The following is a 2585-nucleotide window of genomic DNA, read 5'->3' as shown; positions in this document are numbered from 1 at the left end:
AAACCACTTAGCTATAACGGAAATATCATCGAAGGGATTAAAGTAACCTTCAAGGATGGTCAAATCGTAGACATTACTGCTGAAAAGGGTGATCAGGTCATGAAGGACCTTGTCTTTGAAAATGCGGGTGCGCGTGCCTTGGGTGAATGTGCCTTGGTACCAGATCCAAGTCCAATTTCTCAGTCAGGCATTACCTTCTTTAACACGCTTTTCGATGAGAATGCTTCAAACCACTTGGCTATCGGTGCAGCCTATGCGACCAGCGTTGTTGGTGGAGCGGAGATGAGCGAAGAAGAGCTTGAAGCTGCGGGACTGAACCGTTCAGATGTTCACGTGGACTTTATGATTGGTTCGAATCAAATGGATATCGATGGTATCCGTGAGGATGGAACACGCGTACCACTCTTCCGCAATGGAGACTGGGCAATTTAAGGAGAAGCTATGCTTGGAAGTATGTTTGTTGGTCTCCTAGTAGGACTCTTGGCAGGTGCTTTAACCAATCGCGGAGAAAGCATGGGATGCTTTGGGAAAATGTTTCTCGGCTGGATTGGTGCTTCTTTGGGGCACCTGCTCTTTGGAACTTGGGGTCCAAATCTAGCGGGGATAGCTATTGTTCCAGCTGTTTTAGGTGCTATGGTTGTCTTAGCTATTTTCTGGAGACGAGGAAGTTAATTTCTTAAATCTGATACTCAATGAAAATCAAAGAGTAAACTAGGAAACTAGCCGCAGGCTGCTCAAAGCACTGCTTTGCGGTTATAGATAGAACTGACGAAGTCAGCTCAAAACACTGTTTTGAGGTTGCAGATGGAAGTTGACGCGGTTTGAAGAGATTTTTGAAGAGTATGAAAAGAAAAGGAGGTTGGTCATTGTACCAGCCTCCTTTTGAGTATGATATAATAGTTTTATGAGATTAGATAAATTTTTAGTTGCATGCGCTGTGGGAAGTCGGACGGAGGTCAAAAACTTGCTCAAGGCTGGACGCGTGACGGTCAATGGCAAAAAAGAAAAATCAGCAAAATTGCAAATAAATGAAGAAAAAGACGAAATTCGCTTTGATGGTCAAGTGCTAGAGTACGAGGAGTTTGTCTACTACATGATGAACAAGCCCCAAGGAGTCATTTCGGCGACTGAAGATCCCAAGCATAGAACGGTTCTGGACTTGTTGGATGACTATGGACGTGCCAAAGAAGTCTTTCCTGTAGGGCGATTGGATATCGATACGCATGGACTCTTACTCTTGACAAATGATGGAAAGCTGGCTCATTCCCTTCTATCGCCCAAGCGTCATGTAGATAAAACTTATCAAGCTCAGGTCAAGGGAATCATGAGCCAAGAAGATGTGGAAACATTTGGCAAGGGTATTCCGCTCAAGGACTTTACCTGCCAGCCGGCCAAACTGGAGATTTTGTCAGTGGATTCATATAAGGATGAGAGCCAGGTTCGGGTGACTATTAGAGAAGGAAAATTTCATCAAGTCAAACGCATGGTAGCATACTGCGGGAAGGAAGTAGTGGACCTACAACGTTTGGCCATGGGGACTCTAGTTTTGGATGAGAATTTGAAACGAGGAGAATGGCGTCGCTTGACCAAGGAGGAGTTAGAAGTTCTCCTTGCTAGTATTGCTTAGTTTGGATTATGTTAGAAAAGGTGAGGAGAAAGTCCCTGCCTTTTTCATTTTTCAGTTGCTTCCTTTGTGAAAAGAGTTATAATAGACAGTAGAATAAAAGGAGGAATCTATGAACGCGATTCAAGAATCATTTACAGATAAACTATTTGCCAACTATGAAGCAAATGTCAAATACCAAGCAATTGAAAATGCTGCCAGCCACAATGGAATTTTTGCAGCTCTAGAACGTCGCCAAAGTCATGTAGACAATGCACCTGTTTTCTCATTGGATTTGACCAAGGACAAGGTTACTAACCAGAAAGCGTCTGGTCGTTGCTGGATGTTTGCAGCTCTCAACACCTTCCGTCACAAACTCATTTCTCAATATAAATTGGAAAACTTTGAATTGTCACAAGCCCACACTTTCTTCTGGGACAAGTATGAAAAATCTAACTGGTTCTTGGAGCAAGTCATTGCGACTGCAGATCAAGAATTGACGAGCCGTAAGGTTAGCTTCCTACTCCAAACTCCACAACAAGACGGTGGACAGTGGGATATGGTCGTGGCCCTCTTTGAAAAATATGGTGTCGTTCCTAAGTCAGTTTACCCTGAGTCTGTTTCATCTAGTAATAGCCGTGAGCTCAATGCAATTCTTAACAAATTGCTTCGCCAAGATGCCCAAATCTTGCGTGACTTGCTCGCTTCTGGTGCTGACCAAGCGACTGTTCAAGCTAAGAAAGAAGACCTCTTGCAAGAAATCTTTAACTTCCTTGCTATGTCACTAGGTCTTCCACCGCGTAAATTTGACTTTGCTTATCGCGATAAGGATGATAACTACCAAAGCGAAAAGGGTATCACGCCACAAGAGTTTTACAAGAAATATGTCAATCTTCCTCTAGAAGACTACGTTTCTGTTATCAATGCTCCAACTGCTGACAAGCCTTACGGTAAATCTTACACAGTTGAGATGTTGGGAAAT

The 2585-nt window shown here is 43.4% G+C and carries 4 protein-coding genes; all 4 read left to right on the top strand.

The genetic code is table 11. The annotated features are described in order from the left end of the window. Nucleotides 1-432: aminopeptidase (locus GMD6S_RS11830; protein ID WP_000607733.1), on the top strand; the 432-nt coding region annotated here is incomplete at its 5' end. 9 nt (nucleotides 433-441) lie between these two features. Further along, complete coding sequence (locus GMD6S_RS11825) at nucleotides 442-672, top strand: GlsB/YeaQ/YmgE family stress response membrane protein (protein WP_000901578.1); 231 nt, start codon at nucleotides 442-444, stop codon at nucleotides 670-672. Between the two features lie 232 nt (nucleotides 673-904). After that, on the top strand, nucleotides 905-1627 hold the full coding sequence (locus GMD6S_RS11820) for a pseudouridine synthase (RefSeq protein ID WP_008282969.1): 723 nt from the start codon (nucleotides 905-907) through the stop codon (nucleotides 1625-1627). A gap of 109 nt (nucleotides 1628-1736) precedes the next feature. Further along, nucleotides 1737-2585, top strand: an 849-nt coding sequence (locus GMD6S_RS11810) for a C1 family peptidase (RefSeq protein ID WP_000991642.1), incomplete at its 3' end; no start/stop codon positions are given.

Source organism: Streptococcus sp. GMD6S (assembly GCF_000297015.1).
Note: the sequence above shows the minus strand (reverse complement) of the source record. Positions and strands in the feature narration are given on the sequence as shown.

What these genes read in the sequence shown, in the direction of transcription:
- GMD6S_RS11825 (WP_000901578.1), top strand. Translation starts at nt 442, where the DNA reads ATGCTTGGAAGTATGTTTGTTGGTCTCCTAGTAGGACTCTTGGCAGGT.
- GMD6S_RS11820 (WP_008282969.1), top strand. Translation starts at nt 905, where the DNA reads ATGAGATTAGATAAATTTTTAGTTGCATGCGCTGTGGGAAGTCGGACG.